Source organism: Chryseobacterium culicis, from assembly GCF_002979755.1.
In the GTDB taxonomy this organism is placed as follows: Bacteria; Bacteroidota; Bacteroidia; order Flavobacteriales; family Weeksellaceae; genus Chryseobacterium; species Chryseobacterium culicis_A.
Genome location: NZ_PCPP01000001.1, coordinates 1497917 through 1518799, shown reverse-complemented (window position 1 = coordinate 1518799; position 20883 = coordinate 1497917). Strand labels below are relative to the sequence as shown.

The following is a 20883-nucleotide window of genomic DNA, read 5'->3' as shown; positions in this document are numbered from 1 at the left end:
TGAAGTTTATTAAAAGACCTTAATAAATCATTAAAAATGAACAATAATGAAGAATCAATTAAGTAATATAGCAGTCCAATACCGTAAATTCAGTAAAGGGCAGTATATAGAAGATCCTGATCAGTTCAATGAGTTCCTGGATTTTTTCGAAGATCAGGACCGTTTGTCCAGAGTATTGCTGCAGGGAGTGGGTATTGTATGCGGTCTCAAACCAACACTTATTTATAAAAACAGGCTGCTCAGCAGCATACAGCTTTCTCAGGGAGTAGCACTTACCACCGATGGCGATTTATTAACCCTGAACAATACGAGTAAGAAGAGTGAAGATCTGTACATGAGTGATCTGAAGACAGTTGATCTTGAAAATAAAGACTTCACCCATTTTAAAGCATATGATAATTTTAAAATAAAATACCCGTCGTTTTACGAGGGAAACGAGCAGATTGAACTATGGGAACTGGCAACGGCTCAGGAAGCAATATCAGATTTTCAACCTATTAACAATCTTACAAATTTAGAGGATAAATACCTGTTACTGTATTTGGAAGATTATGAAAAAGAAATTAAACCTTGTAGAGGAGTTGACTGTGATAATCATGGAATACAACAAATCAGAAACCTTAAAGTATTAGTTACTACAGCAAGTGGGATCAATCATATTCTTGGAGAAGATGGTTTTACTCTGCCTGACCCCATAACAGGTGAGGTTCAGCTTAAAAGAAAAGATCGTCTTCAGCCTCATCCTTTGTTTATCGAAGATATCATGGAGCCTGTGAAACAAAACAGGGTTATTTTAGAACAGTTTGTTTCAGAAAAAAAGTTGAGTGCCTCTGATTTAAAGAATATATATATCAAAGCTCTGGATAAAACTGATTTTGGGAAGGTTGTTTTTGAAAGAATGGAAGCAATCGGTAAAATAGTAGGGATTTCAACAGCCAACCATGCTACATTTAAAGCATCCTTTACCAGAATTTTTAATCAGGAGTCAGGTTTTCAGTATGCTTACGATGTCGTAAAGGATTTAATGGATACCTACTCTGAAATTATAGAATTGCTTCCTAAAGCATTCACCAAATGTCTTCCGGATTTTGTTTCTTTTCCTAAGCACATCATGCTTGGAAAATTACTATCAGATCTCCAATTGGATTTCTCAAGACATCAGTTTTATAACTCGCCTGCTCTGGATGATGATAAAGCAACCCAAAAAGTTAAAACCCTGATTAGTCGTTTTAATCAGCAAGCGGGATATTTTAATCCTGATAATATTGTTAAAAATAAGGAAAGGGTTAAAATTACTCCGTCACAAAAATTAAATCCTCTGAGTAATAAAGCAATTCCTTTTTATTACACGGTTACAGAAGATTTCTTAAAAGCGTGGAATTTTGATAAAACAAGCAACAGGTCTTCTAACAGCAATCTGACATTTGATACGGATTGGGTGTTAATAGGAAAATTTGAAAAAGAAAGCCCTTTAAACCTCAATATAGATAACTATTCGTTTTATAATATAGAAGGTCATCAGGGAATGGATTATCAGATTGCTTTTGAACAGATAAAAGAAATCAAGGATAAGCAGCAGCTGGGATTTGATATTATGCTCTTGTCTTTAGAAGAATTAAAAGGAAATAAAGATCTGTCAAAAGCATATTTCAATGAATATATAGAAAAAAATTCGGGATTGGAGCATAAGCGGGGAGTAAAACGTGGAGGTACTTTTATCCTGGTTTATGATTCCATAAAAAATCCAAAAGTTATTGCAGATTTTTCCCTTCCATACATCTGTTGTACTCCAAAAGCAATCATCAAATTAAGTTTGCCAACTTCTGTTATCTGTGCTGAATCTAATCCTATACCTTTTACAGTATCCCCTATGAATGGAGTTGTGAAAGCAAATATTGGTAATGGCGTGAAATTTATCAATGGACAATATGTCTTTGATCCGAAGGCTGTGGAAGAACAGTTCTATGGTCAGGAAATTACCTTTACTGTCAATGGGAAACCAACTGATTGCAGCATTAAAGTGATTTCGGAACCGGATATAAAAGTAGAAGTCGTTGAACCTGTTATTTATCCTGGAGGAGATTCAACAGCAACAATAGTAAACTTTAAAGTTTCCGGAGCAAACTTTGTAGACTATACGTACAGCTGGGATTTCCTTGGGACTGACGTTTGGGCTCCTTTCAATCCTGATGAAAATGGATTTGTAAGTTATAAGTATTACAATCTGGATCCATCAAGGATTCCAACTGTAAGAGTCAAGGTGATTGGTAATGGCTGTACTCAGACTGTAGCTGTAAATTTACCACTGACCAAAGAGTGTCCGGTGATTTCAGATATTAAATATTCAGTTGTTGATAATGGTGATGGTACCCAGACATTCACATTTGATTGGGATTTACCTAAAGACCTCACTGGAATAACAGGCTTGAATATTTATGATTCAAATGACCCTGGAAATGGCTGGCATTATGAATCCGGATCATATAGTCCGCGAAGATCAATCAAATTGCCTTTAGGTAAATACGATATTAGATTCGGATTGGTGGGTTCATGTAGAGAAGCAGGTAATACTGTGGATCTTCCGGGATTTGATGATATTGGAATTGAAAAAGATCAGAATAATCATCCACCTACTGCATTGCTCAGATGGAAGGATAATTCAGGAGTTGAGGACAGGTTATGCAGACAGTCGGTTTGTAATTTTACAATTGACGTTTATACGACTGATCAGGATGAAGATATTGCCACTATTCAGATTTTTAAAAGTACTGATAATGGAGTTACATGGAGTTTGTTTATTGGCAATCTTACTGGGACAACATTTACAGATGCTATAAACAGAGCGGGTACACAATTGTATAAAGCAGTTGTTACAGACAGAAAAAACAATATAACAACTTCAAATATTCTGTCTTACAAAAAAGAGAATCATCCACCAGCGGTATCGATCAGATGGAATGATACCTTCGGAATTGAGGATAGGGTATGCACACAGTCTGCTTGTAGTTATGCCGTTGATGTTTTGGCAAGCGATACTGATGGTGATATTGCCAGCGTTCAGATTCATAAAAGTACTAATAACGGAGCTACATGGAATGTGTTTATTGCCAATCTTACGGGGACTACATTTCCAGACTCTATAAACGGAGTTGGTACAAATCTATATAAAGCAGTGGTAGTAGATGGAGAAAATAATACCGTGACCTCAAACATTCTTTCCTATAAAAATGAATACCGTCCAACGGTTGTGATCAATAGCATTAGCTTTCCTGATAAAAATTGTTGCCCTGCTGAGTTACGCACTATTCTAGCTGGTGCCGGGGGAAATCAAAACATTCGTCTAGCTAATTTACCTATTAGGAAATTGGGATTAAAAGGCTGGGGAAGCGGAGCGAATGAGCTTCTTTATTTCTGGAGCAAATTAGTAGGTCCTGATGTAATACTTGAGAATGTTAATGAAGCAACTTTGACAATCAGAGAGTTAGGGGTTGGGAAATATAAATTCCAGCTTCTGGTTAAGGATGCCAATAGTGATGCATTTGAAATTGATGTAGCAGAGATAATAGTGGAGTAAGAAACATATTTCTTGATGCTATATCTAATATAAAGGGGTGTTTTTTGTCTTTAGAATCATGATAACACCCCTTATTACTAGGAAAAATAAATAATAACAATAAAAACATAATATAATGGCAGCAGCAAAATGTGATGCTTCATTCAAAATAGAATATGAATCTTCTTCACCAATAACGGAGGCGACTGTGACTTATCTAAATCCGCCAGGTCCCACACATGATATAAAGCAATTGCTTGCAATGAATAACACCATAAAGCTTAATGATATTCAGAATGATATTCAAACTTCAGGCACCTACGATTTGGAAGTAAAACTCGCTGTAGGTGGGGTTGTTACTACGCAGGGGTTTTCTTTGGAGGTGGGGAGATGTACCTCATCTTCCTGTGAAATTCCGAAGGTCCTTGAAATCAAAGTACTGGAAGATGGGCAGATAGTAATGAACTACGAGGTTTTTAATACCAGTAATCTTACAGCATTGGAATACCAGATAGCGAAAGATCCTGGCTTTAAAGATGAAGATATTATTTATTCAAAAGTGGGCTTTAGTGATGTAAATTATACCCAATTTGAAAATATTGACATGAGAAATGGAAATATTCCTGATAAAACTCGATTATACATAAGAATAAGAAAATATTGCGGGAAAAATGGAGTTTCAGATTGGTCGGATTTCGTTGAATTCGACTCTGGAATATGGGGAGTAGAAGCTTACTGTTTGTCTGGGGTAGATGATAGGGATAAAGATGCTCTTTGTTTTGGAACACCCCCTGCCTGGTTGGTGAAAGTGACTTTGAAGCCTTTTCGACCAGATGTAGGGACCTTGATTTGTCTGACTAATGGTAAGCCTGCAACACCGGATAATATAAGAGAGATTGAGCAAAATGCACCCGATAATTTCAAAAAAAGTGGAATTAGATGGATAAGATTCCTAAGATCTAATTCGGAATTTAACCCAAGCCTAATTTATCTGGTAAAGCAAGAAACAGCTGAAATAGATGCTATTGAAGACGTGAAGTGTTATTAGAATACCTCACCCGATGATGATCCAAAATGCCCCAATAAAATCCTCAAGAAATTGAGGATTTTATTCACTCAGGCAGTTTTATCTTCTGTTGTTTTTACGTCTTGTACTGATGATATTGAAAAGTTTTGCAACATCCTTCAGATGGATCTCGAAATCCTCATAATATTCATTCAGAGAATGAAGGGTGATAATACCTTTCTCAACATCATGGTTGACGATTCGCTTTACTAAAATTCCTTTCTCTTTGTGAACGATGACAAAATCCCACTTATCATAATGCAGCTTACTCATCCAGTAATCCTGTCGGATGTTTCTGCATAAGATAATATCACCTTCCAGATAGCTTTCGTATGATCCGTTATCCATACTGTCTCCTTTCACTTCAAAACACATGTATTCGCCTCTGTGCTCTATATCGTCCGTAAAAGGAATAGTGGGTAAACTTTCTATATATTCTTCATCAGCAAAATTACTCAGATAACCGGCTTGTGCGTATTGATTCGCCAATGGAACGTGCATGATCTTTAAATCTGAAAAAACCACTGGAGACGCACTGTCATCATTGAGTTCCTGTTGTTTTAATAGTAAATTGGTGACAAAGTAAGCAGTTGTTTCCGGTATTTTTCGTTCGCCTTTTTCCCAATATTGCACGGCTCTGGTGCCTACTCCTATAGATTTTGCTATATCAGCCTGCTTCATGTTTAGTTTCTTTCTAATTTCTTTGAATTCTAAATAGTTCATTTTGATATGTTTATAGTTATTTGTAAAAAAAAATGAACAAAATGTTCGTTTTTGTTTTGAAAAACGAACAATGTTCGTATATTTGTTTCGTCGTTAAGATGGAACAGTACAAATGTACAAAATTATATTTAAAATTTAATATTTTTTTAATATTTTAAAATGTTGCTTTTTGTTTGTAATTGCATATAAATAAGTGAGTTGAAAATTTATTTTATAGATAATGCATTTAAAATACAGATATTTTATTTTTTTGTTTTGTCCGGAGCAAGTAGGAATGAGGAAAATTTTAAATTATCTATTAAATGTAAAAAGTGCGTTTTTAATATTGCTTTGTTTGAGTTTTGTTCGTTTTTGTATTGTTTCATTGATGATAAAAATGCGTTTATTTTGGATGGCTATCTGAATAAAGCAATCATTTTGCTCTTTGTTTTTCCAGAAAATAAAAAACAAACCCAAAATGTAGAATAACACTACTGTCCAACATATAAAATATCGATTAATTATAGTTGTCAGTAAAGTTGCTAATACATCCTGAAAGGGCAAATGAAATATAAAATAAAGAAGTCAGGGTAAGATTTTTATTGGGAAATACCTGGTACCGGCTTCTAAAAAACAAAAATAATTGAATTAGACATCTTTTAGAAGGCGGAATATTCGTCTTTAGGGATTCTTATGACTTTATCAAACGGTCAACAGGTAAGAAGAGGAAGCCTGTCTGATTCGGAAAAAACGATTTAACCAAAAAAAACTTTTAACCATAGAATATGAAACGTAGTAAAGAATTAGTCGAAAAAAGAAAAGATTTTGTCATTGATTATGTAAAGCGTAATCAGGATAAACAGATGAAAGTGATTGTCAACGAGCTGATGGAAATGTTGTTTTTGTCTGAAAGAACAATCTATAACATCATTCTTCAGCCATAGTACATGGTCACGCAAGAAAGCTCCATCATTACCATTTAATATAATGTTGTAACGTGAATATCAGTAAGATAATGTTTGTAGATAGTGTGTATTCATAATTCATTTCTTGAAATTATTCATTCTAAAAAGATAAAAAGGATTCAAAGCTATTGCTAAATCCTCAGCAGCCTCATACATCAGATTAAAAGGCGGCTCTGATATCTTTCTCAAATTTAAATTATAGGTAAAATATTAAGGTGAAAAACGGTTTTTGCTTGGTAGTTCTGTTGTTTTAAATGAAACATGAATGGTAAAAAGAAACCGTTTGGCCTTAGTGTATTGGAAGGGAAATCAATTAAAAAAAACTAAAAAAGCAATTATTCATTTAATAAAATTCTAGTAGCCATGAAAAAAAAAGAAAAGAAAAAAAAGAAAAAAGATAAGGAAAAACTGAAGAAACCAGGGAGAGATATCAGTGATATTATAGACGAGTTAGCTTATGCGGACGAGAGCGAAAATATCAGGAAAATCAGAAAGTTTTTAGATGATATGTACATCCTGTCTCAGGAATAATTAAACATCTGAAAGTAGTTTGAAAATTAAAATTTTTAATAAATAATAGAGAAAAAAGAATGAATTTGGATAGTATAAAAGCCCTTTTAATCGGAACTGCAATAGCATTTTCAGGAGGATTACTGAGGGTACTGGTCTCCATACAAAATAAAGAGAAAAAACAGCCATGGGAGCATTTTATCACATTGGTAATCGTAGTAATTGTAGGATTTACAATGAGTTATTTAATGAACAGAGCCGAATTGCATGACAAATGGTATTCAACAGGAGTATTGTTTGTATTGGGATATGGTTATGATAAATTCCTGAAAATGATCACTAATAATCTGCCTAACTGGATTGATAAAGCAGTGAATCTTCTTATTGAAAACAGATGTGGTGTCAATACAGACAGACCATCTGATGAGGAAGAAGAAAAAAAAGATGATATGAAATCATAAAAAGATTCTGAAACAGTCTTTACCGTAATGACAGAATCACTCACTCCAAAGGAGATTTTCTCCGAAAAAGAGTGAATTACAAACTTAAAAAACCTGAAAATTTAAAAGCAAGAGAACAAACAAGGAAATGGTTCAGTGTTGCCTGTTTCTCAAAGTCAAATACCATTTCTATTTACTCACATTCTTAAAGAATCTACCTCACCCGGTATGATTTTTCCAACCCGGCAGGCACCCTATAAGGCACAATATCTTAGTTGTGCCTATAGGTCTTTTAAAACAATATGAAATTAAAAAACTAAGTCAATGAAAGCAGCAAAACCTGTAGAAAAAGACAATAAGGCCCATAAAAACCAGAGCAAAAAGCAAAAGCCGAAAGATCCGGTAGTTGTACCTCTGTCTGGGGTAGATGTGGTCAGTATACAAACACAAAAATCCGGAAATCGGGGCATTACTGCGGGATCAGGAAGTCCTAATGATAGCCTGCTCAACCTCAATGGTACCATTGCGGGTGTTCATGATTCACGAAACATTTATGGCCAGGGATCAGAAAAAAATTATGGAAAACTCCAGGAGAGTCTGGCGAAAACCGGAGATATCAATCATCCCGACACCAGGAAAATGGAAAAAGGCTATATGGCTACCCTGAATGAGAATCAAATACAAGATTATCATAAACTCAAATCCGGTGCCTATCTGCCCAAAACAGTACAAGAACAAGCTGTAGTGTATCAGGAAAGCAAGAGTATTCAGGAAGCAAAATCGGATACAAAGACGGCAGGAAAAGCCGTTTCCAAGAAACCGGAAGTTGCTGCTGTAGAAAAACCTCAGTCAGTCCCTGCAGATAAAACGGTGGTGGCTGATGCGGAAACAAAAACCTCTGCAAACGCCACAGACAATCCCGGATTCATGGAGTTGAGCGGACGGATCAGTGCTACAGCTAAGCTACAGAAACAACACGAACCATCAAGCAAAGCAACAAATGATGCACAAGCTGCAGCACCATCACCTGCCAATGAACGTCAGAGTATGGCGCAAGCAAGCCAAGTGAACACCATGGATGAACAAAAACCTGGTCTGTTCAAGAAAGAAGATTTTAAAGCTTTGCTAAGTGAAAAAATACATAACATCAAGCTTCCGAAAAATGAAGAGCAGGCAGATGAGTTTGAGAAACATAACAATATACAGGAAGTCAATCAAAAGGCAGTAGGCGATGTTAAAAAAGAGAAGAATGTAGCCTCTAATGATATTGCTTCTGCAACAGCTGCGCAACCTAATACAGCCGCACAGCCTGTTCGTGCCGTTGCAAAAATGCCAACACAAAATGTAGGTAATGCTCCGGGTACGCCAAATGCAGCGAAAGCAATGCCGGTGAAAAGAAATACAGCAAGCGTAGAACAGCCTATTAAGGAGCAAACAGCAAGTATCGACAGTGAAATGAAAGCCAATGGAGTCACCGATACGATGTTGGCAAAATCTAATGAGCCTAAGTTTACAGATGCTTTGGCACAAAAGAACAAAGCCAAAACCCAAAGCGTTGCGGCCACTCAACAGTTCAGAACCAACGAAAATAAAGAGCTGTCTAAAACCCGTAACGAAGCCCAAACCCAGGCGGCACATCATATTAGTGGCATGCATGGTGCGAGAAAAGGAGGACTAGGTAATGTACATGGTGAACAAAAGCAAACCTCAGGCAAAGACAGCCAAAAACGAAAAGAAATTGCCGATCATATTAATGGTATTTACCTTACGTCCAAAACCGATGTGGATGGTATTTTAAATAATCTGGACAAATCAGTGGCCGAAAAATTTGATAATGGCAGCAAAGAAGCTAAAAAAGCATTTGAAGCCCATGTCGATAAAGAAATGAAGGCTTATAAAAAGAAACGTTATGGAGATGCCTATGCAAAATACGGAGCTTTAGTGGCAGCAGGGAAATGGTTATGGGACAAAGCCACAGGGCTACCTAAAGAGGTCAACAAATTTTTTGACAGTGGTAAGGACTTGTACATTAAAGTCATGGATAAATTTATTGACCAAATCGCCACCCATGTTACCACGCAGCTTAATGCAGCCAAAACCAGAATTGCTAAAGGCAAAAAAGAGGTACAGACTTATGTCAACAGTTTATCACCAAGTTTAAGAAAAATTGGAAAAGATGCTATTGCAGAGATCCAAAGCAAATTTAATGCATTGGAAGACAGCGTAAACAGTAAAAAGGATGCATTAATTGATGTGTTGGCTAAAAAATACGCAGACAATATAACAAGCATTGATGCCAGAATTTCAGACCTAAAAACACAAAATAGCGGCTGGGTGAATCAGGCTCTTGATGTTCTTAGAACCAGTGTGTTTGCCATTATTATTGAAATTAAAAATACCCTTACCAATTTATTGTCCGGTGTTATCAGTGCCATTCAGGCTATCATCATGGATCCGATAGGATTCTTTAAAAATCTTATTGCCGGAGTTTCGCAAGGATTTACTAACTTCGGAACCAACATCTGGAATCACCTTAAAACCGGTTTCTTCGGATGGCTGACGGGGGCAATGAAAGGAATCTCTTTAACAATGCCGGAAGATGTATTCTCTCTGAAAGGGATTTTCTCCATTACCACGCAGGTGCTTGGTTTAACGTGGAGCGGAATCAGAGCGATCGGATCCAAAGTAATAGGTGAACCTGTAATGAAAGTCCTTGAGACTGCTTCTGAAAAAGGTCTTGAAATAGTAAAGATCGTACGTAAAGAAGGTGCTGCCGGACTTTGGGGATATCTGAAAGATCAGTTTGCTGACCTTAAAGCGACGGTAATGGATGCTATTATGGACATTATCCAGACACAGGTCATCCAGGCAGGTATTAAATGGGTGATGGGATTGCTTACTCCGGTAGGAGCATTTATAAAAGCAGCAATGGCCATTATAGATGTGGTGAAATTCTTCATCCAGCGGGCTGCACAAATCATGGAACTGGTAAAAGCCTTTACCGATAGTATAAAAGCAATTGCCAGCGGAAATGTAGGTGCCGTGGCCAAATCGATAGAAAATGCATTAGGCAGAGCTGTTCCTGTACTGATTGGTTTCTTAGCTTCATTACTAGGAATTGGAGGATTAGCAGATAAAGTATTGGGTGTTATCCGAAAAATACGTCAGCGTATTGAGAATGCAATTGTGAAATTCTGGAACTTTGTGAAAGGCAAAGCTAAAGGATTGCTTGGGAAGATTGGTGTTGGAGGCAAGAAAGATAAGAAGGAGAAAAAAGGAGAAGATCTTCGTAGTACTGAAGAAAAGAAAAGGGATCTACATGAAGGGGTAAAAGAAGGTACACAATTGTTAAAAGATAAAAGCTTAACCCCAGAAGAAAGGGAAAGGCGTTTAGAAATTATAAAGCAAACTTATGAACTAAAAGAATTAAGGATTGTTACAGAAAAGATAGATCGAACTGGAAAATGGGTTTATATATTCGGTAAGGTTAATCCAGATGAAAAGGGAACAGTATTAAAAATGGCAGATGGTGAGGAAATTGAGTTACAATCATATCAGGCTGCTATAATTAGAGAAGAACTATTATATAAAGGAGATAAAATACAACATTTTAGAGCTATTCTACCAACGGGATTAATGCTGGATCTTGTTGCAACAGGTAATCGTAATATTGTAATAACTATAAATAAGAGTAAAGTAACAGTAGTTAATGTACAAACTCCTAAAAGAAATGGTGATGGTGCTGAAAGAAGAGGTTTAGATCCTAAAACGTATTTAGAAAAGCAATATATTATCATAAATGTAAAAGAAGATTTGGTTGCAAAAATTAATAGTTCAAAAATAGATGACTATGAGAAGATATGGAAAAAAAAGAAATATAAAGTAGGAGATGTGGATTGTTTTTCATTTGCAATGTTTATTTTAAAGGGTGAATTACAAGGAGATATGAAAAGTGAACCTGAAGGAAAAGATAATGAGGCAAGATTTTCAGATTTACTATTAGAGCAGGAGGAAAAAGAACAAGATAACCAATATATAAATAGAAAAAAAAGAAGATAATATATGACAGATTTTATAAAGAAATTAGAAAAAGAGTTTGATACTCAAATTATCCGTTCTAATAAACATATCTGGGAAAATTATTACGATGTAGATAATGATGGAAATATTACAACACTTTATTTAGATGAGATTGATTTAAGAGATATTGATATTTTATTGCCTATCGCACACAGTTTGGTTAATCTGGCGGTTTTAGATTGCAATATCAGAACTTTAATAACACTCAAATCATTTACTCGATTGGAAGTTTTAAGCTTAAGGCAAAATAATTTATATGGCTCCCCACTTGAGCATTTAAGTTATTTGAAAAAGCTAAAAAAGCTTGATTTAAGAGGAACAAATCTTACGGATACATCATCACTCGGCACTCTTAATAGTTTAGAGATGTTGTTTATTGGTGGAAATGACCATCTTGATGAGATTAAAGGCTTGGAAGATTTAAAATCACTATATCATTTAGATGTATCTAACAGTTGTATTAATAGTATTGAGAACATCTGTGCAAATGAAAATATTCGTATACTGAATTTAAAAGGTACTAATTTGAAAAAAATTACACATTTGGAGAAATTCCCTAATTTGGAAAGTCTTAATCTGGATGGTACTTTAGTAGAAAAAATTGAAGGATTAGAAACTTCGAAAAATCTTAAAGAACTTTTTATTTCTACATGGCGGATAAAGCGTATCGAAGGCTTGGAAAACTTAACCAAATTGGAAGTTTTGGATTTATATTTGAACGAAATTTCAAAAATAGAGGGATTGGATAATTTAACCAATTTAAAATGGTTGAGTCTTAATAGTAATAAAATAGCCAAAGTTGAGAATTTAGAAAATCTGACAAACCTTGAACTTTTATTACTGGAAGCCAATGAGCCAATTACTTATTTTGATACTGCATTTTTTCACAATTTAGTTTCAGAATGTTATATATACATGCGCGACATGATTGACATTGAAGAAATTCAAGCGGCTGCACCGAAAAACGTTAAGATTAATTATGATGACGACTATCGTTGGCCTACTTCATTGTATCGTGCTCCCAGAGAGGTTTTTGAATAACATTTATTTAAAATAGGATTCAAAAGATAAATAATTAAAAAGCTTTTAAAGCGAAACTTTACTGTAAAGTTTCGCTTTTTAAAAAAACTCCTCCCTCCGAAAAGTAAGTTACAGTTTTATTTTAATTATCCAACATAAAAGAATAATCAATACTTTTGAATACATCAAATTAAAATATTGAATATGAAAAAAATACTATTCCTTTGTTCCCTGCTCTTCGGTCTTTCTGTAAGCGCCCAAACTATAGAATCCGGAAGCCATAGTACCACAGGATATATCAAAAGTGACGGAACTATAGAAAACAGCAGTCATTCCACGGTGGGATATATTAAAAATGATGGGACTATCGAAAATAAAAGCCGAAGTACTATTGGCTATATTAAAAGTGACGGAACTATTGAAAACAAAAGCCGTTCTACGGTAGGCTATGTGAAAAAAGACGGGACTGTAGAAAACAGCAGTCATTCCACTATGGGGTATATCAAAGATGATGGAACGGTTGAAAACAGCAGCCACAGTACTATCGGGTATGCCAGGGGAATCAAAAAAGAATGGGCGGCGGTAGTATATTTCTTCTTTAAATTGGATTGATAATCTGTTCATAAAAGGAACTACGTCTTTTAAGGATAAACATTAAAAAAGCAAGGCTTGGATTTTTATAATCTGAGCCTTTTTTGTTATCAATACAGACTGGATTTTACCACACAAAAATGCAAATAGGTCATGTTAATTATTCGGAAAAAAGAAGGTATTGCAACTACAGAATAGAGAGGGGCAAAAACTTTCCTGAGAATAAAAAAAAGCTGATTTTTGAACTTTGAAATCAAATAATACCTCGCTCTGCTTTTGAAAGTAAAGCTTACTGCAACTACAGAATCGGAAGGTCCAAAAACTTTCACAGGAATCAAAAAAAGATGAATTTTGGACTTGAAATCAATGATACTAACTGGTATCTCTAAAAAAATCATACAAATAATATAAATAGTAAAGAATAGTGAAATATTATGAAAAAAGATGAATTAACTCCAAGGCAAGAATTAAAAACCTATTTTGAAACGGGTAAACATCCAACGCAGGGCCAATTTTCGGAACTGATAGATTCTTTAAGACACAGAGAAGATACCCTGACCAATAAAGAAAAGGCGATCCTTGCCAATAGTTTGGCACTTATTGAGAATGCATTTATTTACTATTCTACAAACATTATTGGAGATTTAAAATTCCGGGTTGTTGTTAGCTCACAGGATGAAGAAGATCAGGTGGTAACCGTAAGACAAACTGAAAACGCTGTGGAAAAGCAATTCTTATTAGGCAGTGCACCTTATACCTTTAAAGTAAAGGAAATATTAGGAGAAACATTAAAAGAAACTGAATATTATCTTTTGAGATATGAATTAAGCCCAAGCTATACCATTTTTAGAATGTTTGGAAATGAGCTGAACACTATTCCTGAAGGTTTTGATTTAGGGTTGCTGGAGGGCAAAAGGTTACCCATACAAATTTATAAACAGGATTATGGAAGAAAGGTAAATGTTATAAATACAAATATTAAGTTTGTTAATAAAACTGAAGTACCTATACAATACAGAGTAAGTGGAAGTAACTGGGGTTCGAGATTCAGAGCTGAAGACTCTGTTACTGATCATTATGATATAGCTGATCATTTAAGCTTTAATTATAAGGCAGACCTTACGGAAGTGAATCGATCTATACAATGCACCATTTTTGACGAGGATACAAATAGTCTTTTAGCTACAAACTACTTATATGCCGGACTCAACCAGGATGCCTGGTATGGTGGTGATATAAGTGAAATCAGAAATGTAAGGATCGAATGTAATTATTCTATTAATGAAAAATAGTCAGATTGGAATCTGAGCAATTCATATTACAGAATATTTATCTCCTGAAATAATCATATTGGCATAATCAAATTTGCTAGAATGGGTCTAAGAATAAAGGGGTGAATTTTAAAATGATGTTCCTATTATCCGATTCTAAAAACTAAGGTTACAAGAAGCCCCAAAAGTTTTACAAACATGAAAAAAGCAAGAGTTCCGAATTTTAAAAACATAACAAAATAATCATTGTACCCAAAGGCAATTAAGCTGTAAAGAATAATAAAATACCATGGAAGAAAATAAACCGACCACAAGAGCCCAGTTAAAAACCTATTTTGAAACAGGTAAACATCCTACACAAAATCAATTCTCGGATCTGATTGATTCTTTAAGACATAAGGAAGATGTCCTAAACAAAAAAGAAATGCTAATCTTTGCTAATAATCTGGCAACTATTGATAGTGCATTTATTTACTATTTTGCAAATAGTGTTGGAGATTTAGAAATCCAGGTTGCTGTAACCTCACCGGATGAAGAAGATCAGCTGATCACCCTAAGAGATTCTACAAAAGTAGGGGTAGTGAGACAATACTTATTGGGAAGCGCACCTTATACAATTAAAATAAAAAAAATATCAGAAGGTAATTTAGGAGAAACCGAATACTATAGTTTTGGGTATCAGTTAAGTGAAAGCTATTATATCCGTAGGTTATTCGGAAACAATCTGAATACTATTCCTGATGGTTTTGATTTTGGAGAATTGAAGAATGGCAGACTACCCATTGAAATTACTAAAATGGATAATAATGCAAGAATCAATATTGTAAATACAAGTATTAAGTTTATAAACAGAACTGAAGTGCCTATCCAATATAGGGCATACTCACAATATTGGGGTAATGAACATGGAGATAAAGATACTGTTACCGATCATTATGATGCATGGGACTTTTTGTACATTGCTTATAATGCCGACCTTCAGGCAATCACTCAGAACATACAGTGTGATTTGTATGATGCGGATACTAACACTCTTGTAGCCTCAGGATATTTGTATGCCGGGCAAAGTCAGGAAAATTGGTGGGGTGGTCAGGTAGATAAAGTCAGAAATGTTAGGATTGAGTGTAACTATGGTTCTAAATAATAATGAATCATTTTAAAACAGAGTTACTGCAACTACAGACAAGCGGGGGCAAAAAACTTTGATAAGAACAATAAAGTGATTAATTTTGAACTGTACATCACTACAACATAAATAGTAATTGCTATTATGTAAAAAAACAAGCCGTATTCTATCAATATAAAAGAACTTGAGATCCCAGGACGGCAGAGAAGTAATCCATTACATTCTCATTACTAAAAATACAATCTCAATCGGGTAAGATATCCTGTAAAAGGAAGCTTTATCTACCGGAACATCGTCCGGAAAGCGAATGAAGGGTTGTCACCTCTATTTTTTTTTGAAAGCAAATAATAAATTCTGTGAAAACGGAAGGTGAAATTGCATTGCATAAAATTAAGAAACAAGAGTCATTGGTTTTAGGTGTAATAGATTGTTTATGAGTAAGATGTGATTTGCTGCAGCTACAGGATGAAGAGAGCGGAAAACTTTTATAAGAACAAAAAAAGTATCAATTTTGAACTTTACATCACAACCGGGAATCAGCTCCATAAAGCGGTTATAGTAAGAACATAAGCCAATAAGAAAACTAAAATATCATGGAAGAAAACAATATATTAACCCCAAGAGAGGAGCTGAAAACCTACTTTGAAACCGGTAAATATCCTACAGAAAGCCAGTTTGGCCGATTCATAGATAACTACCTCCATTTAAATGAACTTAATTTCGGACTGGATGTAAAGGCATCAGCAGAATGGACCTCAAAATACTATCATTTCTATCAGGCCGGAAATGTTGAAAAATCGGGCCGAGGACACATCAATCTGGAAGCAGAATCCGGAAGTGAACCACAGAAAATAGATCATTATGTACATGCTTTCAGCAGAAGTGTAAGTTATAAATACTTAAAGGTAAAATTATCAAATGAATTAGATATTGATAAGTACAAGCCTAAGATTATTATAAAACGTTACAAACAGAAAAAAAAGGTCAGGAATGGATTCAAAGATGCAGGTTATTACAGGGAACAGCAATTAGATGCAATATCGCTGGGCAGAATGTCCGAATACCCTGTAACATCTAAAGAAATGATTCTGGATATCAATCCTATTAATTATTTCAGACCCGGATCACAGTTCAATGAATTTTATCCATCAGGAACACTTACCAGAGCTGGTTCATTCAGACATACGGTTCATCATAGAAAACCATTTTCCCTTATTCAGATGCTTTTGGAAATTGAGATCAATGGCAAAAAATATACATCGTATCCCGTTAATATAAAAATTATTTTGGGACGGGACTTTTACGATTTGGTTAATTATATTATTGATTAATCCCAAACATACCTCAATCGGAGAGATTCTCCTTGGCAGGACACCTTTTAGCGCGTGAAATCCCGGAATTTTCTGATGTGTAAACATGAGAATCTCCTCCTGGAAGCAGAATGCCTGGTCTTCGGATCTATTATTCTCTTTCAAACGCAGATTAATTCTTTAAAAAGAAGGACTCCAATGAAGGAGCTACTTTCCAAAAGCAGCTGGCTGTGCCGGCTGTGGAGAGATACTCAAATGTGAGCAACTTTCCGGTTGAGATTTCTTGAAATTAACTACGAAATACCCTGTAATCATCCTTGAGATGCTGCACGATATTTAAAAAACATACAACATACCTCAATCGGAGAGATTCTCCTTGGCAGGACACCTTTTAGCGCGTGAAATCCCGGAATTTTCTGATGTGTAAACATGAGAATCTCCTCCTGGAAGCAGAATGGCTGGTCTTAAGATCTGTTGTTCTCTTTCAAACGCAGATTAATTCTTTAAAAAGAAGGACTCTAATGAAGGAGCTACTTTCCAAAAACAGCTGCTGTGCCGGCTGTGGAGAGATACTCGAATGTGAGCAACTTTCCGGTTGAGGTTTCTTGAAATCAACGACAAGATAAGGGGAAACATCTTAAAAGTGAAAATGATGCAGTACACCGGATCTTAAAAAAGATAAAAACCCATGGAGTCAGAACAATTACAAAAATTATTTACTCATTTAGAAAAGGTTATTACATGGCGTATCAACAATCCTTCAGAGGATTTTAATGGAGGAGCCCCTGAATTGAATACCAGTAACCATGAAAACTTTCAATTAGGCGATTATATTTCAGGGAAAGAGCTTGCCCATCAGGAAGTTGTGGTTCTTTTAATGGCTTTATTGCCCCGATTGGATCCAGCATTGCTGAAACGCATTTATCTGGAGCTTCCGGGTAGTGTGCTGTTTGACTTTTGTTCAACCAATGATAGCGGCAGGCTCTTTTATCCTACCATTCAGGCTGCTCAGTACGTTTTAGGAGGAGACAGTATTTCAGAACGATTGAAAGCTCTGGATTATTTCGGCCCCAATTCGGTTTTGAGTAAAGAAGAGCTCATCGTTTTTTCAGGTTCAGCCTATGAAAACAGTCAGATCAATGTTCATGAAGAAGCTTTTAACAAAATCATGTTTGGCTTGGAATTATTGCCGAAAATGAGCAATGATTTTCCGGCAGAACAGATACTCACACGCCGATCATGGACAGATTTAATACTTCCTCAAACTACGCTGCAGGAGCTTAAAAGTATTGAAGCCTGGTACAATAGCAGCCGGATACTTATGGAAGATTGGAACATGCAGACCAAACTTAAACCAGGGTTCAGAGTGTTGTTTCATGGAGAACCGGGAACAGGAAAAACTCTTGCTGCCAGCCTTTTAGGGAAATACACCCAACGTCCTGTTTTCAGAGTGGATGTTTCTATGCTGGTCTCAAAATACATCGGAGAAACAGAAAAGCAGTTAGCGAAGCTGTTTAACAAAGCAGAAAATAAAAACTGGATTTTATTTTTTGATGAAGCAGATGCTATTTTCGGAAAAAGAACCTCTGTAAAAGATGCCCATGACAAATATGCCAATCAGGAAGTTTCTTATTTGCTGCAACGTATAGAAACATTTTCAGGGCTTATTATTCTGGCATCCAACTTTAAAAATAATATGGATAAAGCCTTTACACGACGCTTTCACAGCTGCATACAATTCAATAATCCAAAGCATGAAGAGCGTCTGCGTATCTGGCAGCAAAATTTACCCGAACCATTACAACTTGAAGATATTGACCTGGAACAAATTGCCCAGCGATATGAATTAACCGGTTCTAATATTATGAATGTCATACAGGATGTAAGTTTAAAAACAATTGCATTACAAGAACCTGGTTACAAAGTAAGTTTAGATATGTTGCTGGATAGCATCAAGAAAGAATATGTAAAAGAAGATAAAATCTTTATGTAAAACTTGAATGTCAATCAGACTTCCCGGAATTGAAGAATTCAAGATAAGCCTGTTCAATTTTTTAAAACTAAAACTCATGAAAACAAAGATTCTGTTATTGCTCATATTGAGCAGTCTCATGTTGAGCTGCCGGAGTAAACACAAAATTACAGCCACTTATAAAGAAAATACAAACAAGACAGAAAAAATAAAGGCTGATTCTTTAACCCTTCAAAGCTCACAATCAACTCAAAGTATATCAGATGAGGTGTCGCTGAAGGAAGAGAGAAATGAAATATCCGGAGACCTATTGATTAAAGGAAAATCGGATGCATCTCATCCCTTTGTTTTCCATAACGTGATAGGGCGTGATACCCTTCAGCGTATTTCCATTGTGGGAAATGCAGAATATTCTATCAGCAGCTATTATGCAAAGGGCAACCATGAGAAATCGGAGGTTAAAAAAGAAGAAATTACCCATGTTGCTCAGGATGTAACCCAGAAAATAAGTTCAAAAGAAACAGTTAAAGAAGTGGCTTCAAATGTCTCTGAAGAAACAAAGGAAATTCAATCAGATGGATTGGAAATCCTGGCCTGGATTTTCATTACGATTATTGGAATCACTTTAGTACTCATCTTTTTCACCTACAAATATTTTAAGATATGAAAACATCACAAAAAGGAATCAATCTGATTGTGTCATTTGAAGGCTTCAGTTCAAAACCTTATCTGGATTCTGCCGGAATTCCCACAATAGGATATGGCAACACTTACTATCCTGGAGGAAAAAAAGTAACCATGAAAGATCCTGCAATCAGTAAAGAAAAAGGAATAGAGCTATTTTCATCTGTTTTACCAACTTATGAAAAAATCGTCAACAGTAAAATTAAATTGAATCTTACTCAAAATCAATTTGATGCTCTCGTATCGCACACTTACAATACCGGAGGATCAGATGGACTATTTTCTTTGATTAATAAAAAAGCAGAAGAGCAGGCCATCAGAAATTGGTTTACCACGAAATACATTACAGCTGCCGGGAAAATATTAAACGGGCTCATCCGCAGAAGAAAGGCTGAAGCTGATCTGTTCTTTTCTAAATAAATAATTTCTACCTAATAGTGGGAACTTTAAACCATCTATTATCATTGGAAATAAATCTCCAAAGTCCGGTGTGGCCTGCTTTATTCCGGCTTCAAACTGCTCATACAGTTCAAATTTCAAACAAAGATGTATAGCATCATTGTAATATTTTGAGATTACAAAAGTGGAATCAGCTTCATGGATTCTTTCTAAGTGAGCGCATAGACATATCGCTTCATCTGCAAGTATATGGACTTCTTCGCTCCTTTAAAATGTCACGTGATAGAAATACTCTTTAAGCCTTTCCTAATTATCAATTTTATCAAAACTAATTATCAATTATCAAATGAGTACACCATTACATACAATTTTCAGTTGGTTTGAAACTGGAGATTTTCCAACAGAAACCCAGTTTAAAGACACGTTTTTATCTTTTTATCACAAAGATGACTTAATCCCTATGAAAGGTATTGAAGGATTTGAAGAAATTTTTCAATTATTTGCCAGTGCAGAAGCATTTCAGGAACACTTAAAAGACCCAAAGGCTCATTCGGAATATCTGGCTTTATTGAATGCCGGCAACCTGACTGCAGCGCATGTTGACAGCTGGAAAAGCAAACTTGGAATCAGCAATGTTGCTACCATCGACAGCACTGATCAATTAGGGAATGCGTACACGAAAATACAGGTAAATAGTTTTGTGGAGGCATTGAAAGATGCTGATAAAGACTTAGCCCTGAAGATAGAAAATATTAGAAAGATACTATTGTCTAATGATCTGTCTTTAGATGAACTTCAGGAAATAGTAAACTTCATCAAAAAAAACCGTGATGATATTGAAGCTTTAAAAGCTCTTCCCATAGGAGAATCAAGTGAAGATAAAGTAAAGCTGTTATTGGACTACGGTTGGCTAGGCAGCCCGAAAAATCAACAGGAATTTAATAAGCAGATCTATGATAAGGTTTTGCTGATCTCACAGACCACTGAAAGTGCAGTAGTGCAGATTACAGGAAGTGCAGTATTTCCCAATACCCTTGAAACGGAAAATGTGATCATTCAGGCCCGGGACAGTGTTACCGGAAAAAAAATAAATATTGACGATTATGCAACCAATCAAACCATCGAGATTAAGATGTTGGGCGACCTTGCTAATCCGATTAACATTCTCATTTTAAAAGTTAAACCATAAAAAAA

The 20883-nt window shown here is 35.5% G+C and carries 16 protein-coding genes; 15 read left to right on the top strand and 1 reads right to left on the bottom strand.

The features are described 5' to 3' along the window. Positions 1-46 precede the first annotated feature (46 nt). Entirely contained in the window at positions 47-3574 is a 3528-nt protein-coding gene (locus tag CQ022_RS07035) for a PKD domain-containing protein (RefSeq protein WP_105680738.1), read from the top strand. Positions 3575-3689: 115 nt separating this feature from the next. Then, positions 3690-4601 (top strand): hypothetical protein, encoded by a 912-nt coding sequence (locus CQ022_RS07030; protein WP_105680737.1) that lies wholly within the window; start codon positions 3690-3692, stop codon positions 4599-4601. Positions 4602-4679: 78 nt separating this feature from the next. Here the strand turns inward: CQ022_RS07030 and CQ022_RS07025 are convergent, their stop codons facing one another. After that, on the bottom strand, positions 4680-5342 hold the full coding sequence (locus tag CQ022_RS07025) for a S24 family peptidase (RefSeq protein ID WP_105680736.1): 663 nt from the start codon (positions 5340-5342) through the stop codon (positions 4680-4682). A 764-nt stretch (positions 5343-6106) separates the two neighbouring features. On the opposite strand from CQ022_RS07025, the gene CQ022_RS22915 reads away from it, so the two are divergent. The 13 genes from CQ022_RS22915 to CQ022_RS06960 all read left to right on the top strand — a co-directional run bounded on the left by CQ022_RS22915 (position 6107) and on the right by CQ022_RS06960 (position 20878). Next, the gene (locus tag CQ022_RS22915) at positions 6107-6265 is read left to right on the top strand and encodes a hypothetical protein (RefSeq protein WP_156106583.1); all 159 of its coding nucleotides are present in this window, start codon (positions 6107-6109) and stop codon (positions 6263-6265) included. A gap of 384 nt (positions 6266-6649) precedes the next feature. After that, positions 6650-6817: a hypothetical protein gene (locus CQ022_RS22910; RefSeq protein ID WP_156118455.1), complete on the top strand. Its 168-nt coding sequence runs from the start codon at positions 6650-6652 to the stop codon at positions 6815-6817. A gap of 65 nt (positions 6818-6882) precedes the next feature. Continuing rightward, the gene (locus CQ022_RS07015) at positions 6883-7257 is read left to right on the top strand and encodes a hypothetical protein (RefSeq protein ID WP_123864398.1); all 375 of its coding nucleotides are present in this window, start codon (positions 6883-6885) and stop codon (positions 7255-7257) included. 303 nt (positions 7258-7560) lie between these two features. Beyond that, positions 7561-11295: a hypothetical protein gene (locus CQ022_RS07010; RefSeq protein WP_105680733.1), complete on the top strand. Its 3735-nt coding sequence runs from the start codon at positions 7561-7563 to the stop codon at positions 11293-11295. Positions 11296-11298: 3 nt separating this feature from the next. Further along, the gene (locus CQ022_RS07005; protein ID WP_105680732.1) at positions 11299-12357 is read left to right on the top strand and encodes a leucine-rich repeat domain-containing protein; all 1059 of its coding nucleotides are present in this window, start codon (positions 11299-11301) and stop codon (positions 12355-12357) included. A 183-nt stretch (positions 12358-12540) separates the two neighbouring features. After that, positions 12541-12948 (top strand): 5-fold beta-flower protein, encoded by a 408-nt coding sequence (locus tag CQ022_RS07000; RefSeq protein WP_105680731.1) that lies wholly within the window; start codon positions 12541-12543, stop codon positions 12946-12948. Positions 12949-13361: 413 nt separating this feature from the next. Next, on the top strand, positions 13362-14219 hold the full coding sequence (locus CQ022_RS06990; protein ID WP_105680729.1) for a hypothetical protein: 858 nt from the start codon (positions 13362-13364) through the stop codon (positions 14217-14219). 268 nt (positions 14220-14487) lie between these two features. Next, complete coding sequence (locus CQ022_RS06985) at positions 14488-15342, top strand: hypothetical protein (protein ID WP_105680728.1); 855 nt, start codon at positions 14488-14490, stop codon at positions 15340-15342. 575 nt (positions 15343-15917) lie between these two features. After that, positions 15918-16655, top strand: coding sequence for a hypothetical protein (locus CQ022_RS06980; protein ID WP_105680727.1), 738 nt, complete (start codon positions 15918-15920; stop codon positions 16653-16655). A 667-nt stretch (positions 16656-17322) separates the two neighbouring features. Next, positions 17323-18627: an ATP-binding protein gene (locus CQ022_RS06975; protein WP_105680726.1), complete on the top strand. Its 1305-nt coding sequence runs from the start codon at positions 17323-17325 to the stop codon at positions 18625-18627. Positions 18628-18703: 76 nt separating this feature from the next. Then, on the top strand, positions 18704-19273 hold the full coding sequence (locus tag CQ022_RS06970; protein ID WP_123864397.1) for a hypothetical protein: 570 nt from the start codon (positions 18704-18706) through the stop codon (positions 19271-19273). Then, positions 19270-19710 (top strand): lysozyme, encoded by a 441-nt coding sequence (locus tag CQ022_RS06965; RefSeq protein ID WP_105680724.1) that lies wholly within the window; start codon positions 19270-19272, stop codon positions 19708-19710. The genes CQ022_RS06970 and CQ022_RS06965 overlap by 4 nt, the downstream gene beginning before the upstream one ends. A gap of 325 nt (positions 19711-20035) precedes the next feature. After that, entirely contained in the window at positions 20036-20878 is an 843-nt protein-coding gene (locus CQ022_RS06960; RefSeq protein ID WP_105680723.1) for a hypothetical protein, read from the top strand. Positions 20879-20883: the final 5 nt, after the last annotated feature.

Bases quoted from the DNA above. Each gene is read 5' to 3' on its own strand.
- CQ022_RS06970 (WP_123864397.1), top strand. From the start codon at position 18,704: ATGAAAACAAAGATTCTGTTATTGCTCATATTGAGCAGTCTCATGTTG.
- CQ022_RS22910 (WP_156118455.1), top strand. From the start codon at position 6,650: ATGAAAAAAAAAGAAAAGAAAAAAAAGAAAAAAGATAAGGAAAAACTG.
- CQ022_RS07000 (WP_105680731.1), top strand. From the start codon at position 12,541: ATGAAAAAAATACTATTCCTTTGTTCCCTGCTCTTCGGTCTTTCTGTA.
- CQ022_RS07025 (WP_105680736.1), bottom strand. From the start codon at position 5,342: ATGAACTATTTAGAATTCAAAGAAATTAGAAAGAAACTAAACATGAAG.
- CQ022_RS06985 (WP_105680728.1), top strand. From the start codon at position 14,488: ATGGAAGAAAATAAACCGACCACAAGAGCCCAGTTAAAAACCTATTTT.
- CQ022_RS06975 (WP_105680726.1), top strand. From the start codon at position 17,323: ATGGAGTCAGAACAATTACAAAAATTATTTACTCATTTAGAAAAGGTT.
- CQ022_RS06990 (WP_105680729.1), top strand. From the start codon at position 13,362: ATGAAAAAAGATGAATTAACTCCAAGGCAAGAATTAAAAACCTATTTT.
- CQ022_RS07010 (WP_105680733.1), top strand. From the start codon at position 7,561: ATGAAAGCAGCAAAACCTGTAGAAAAAGACAATAAGGCCCATAAAAAC.
- CQ022_RS22915 (WP_156106583.1), top strand. From the start codon at position 6,107: ATGAAACGTAGTAAAGAATTAGTCGAAAAAAGAAAAGATTTTGTCATT.
- CQ022_RS07030 (WP_105680737.1), top strand. From the start codon at position 3,690: ATGGCAGCAGCAAAATGTGATGCTTCATTCAAAATAGAATATGAATCT.
- CQ022_RS06960 (WP_105680723.1), top strand. From the start codon at position 20,036: ATGAGTACACCATTACATACAATTTTCAGTTGGTTTGAAACTGGAGAT.
- CQ022_RS07035 (WP_105680738.1), top strand. From the start codon at position 47: ATGAAGAATCAATTAAGTAATATAGCAGTCCAATACCGTAAATTCAGT.
- CQ022_RS06980 (WP_105680727.1), top strand. From the start codon at position 15,918: ATGGAAGAAAACAATATATTAACCCCAAGAGAGGAGCTGAAAACCTAC.
- CQ022_RS06965 (WP_105680724.1), top strand. From the start codon at position 19,270: ATGAAAACATCACAAAAAGGAATCAATCTGATTGTGTCATTTGAAGGC.
- CQ022_RS07005 (WP_105680732.1), top strand. From the start codon at position 11,299: ATGACAGATTTTATAAAGAAATTAGAAAAAGAGTTTGATACTCAAATT.